The sequence below is a fragment of the Seonamhaeicola marinus genome (assembly GCF_008085455.1).
On the sequence record NZ_VSDQ01000743.1, the window covers coordinates 1 to 363 of the forward strand.

Annotated in this window: 1 protein-coding gene; it reads right to left on the reverse strand. The window is 32.5% G+C overall.

All coding sequences use genetic code 11. The features are described from left to right. The coding region (locus FUA24_RS23295) for an MBL fold metallo-hydrolase (RefSeq protein WP_148545731.1) at positions 1-288 on the reverse strand (288 nt) is incomplete at its 3' end. Positions 289-363 lie beyond the last annotated feature (75 nt).

Consider the following 363-nt stretch of genomic DNA (forward strand, 5'->3'; position numbering starts at 1 on the left):
GATTTCTTTAATGCCTTTTGGGCCATAAATATGTAAATCTGCCTCTCTACCTAATAATCTAAAAGTTGAAATAACACCAACTAAACCAAAAAAATGATCGCCGTGTAAATGCGAAATAAATATGTGTTTTATACGACTAAATTTTATTTTATGTTTTCTAAGCTGTACTTGTGTACCCTCACCACAATCAATTAAAAACATGTTTCCGCGCATCTCTAATACTTGAGAGGTTGGATTGGTTAAAATTCTTGGAGTAGCACTGTAACAGCCTAAAATGGTTAATTTCATAAAATTAAAATCCTAAGTCGCGTTCCATTTCTTCCATTTCAATAATATCATAGGCTTCCTGTAGTGTTGGAACAA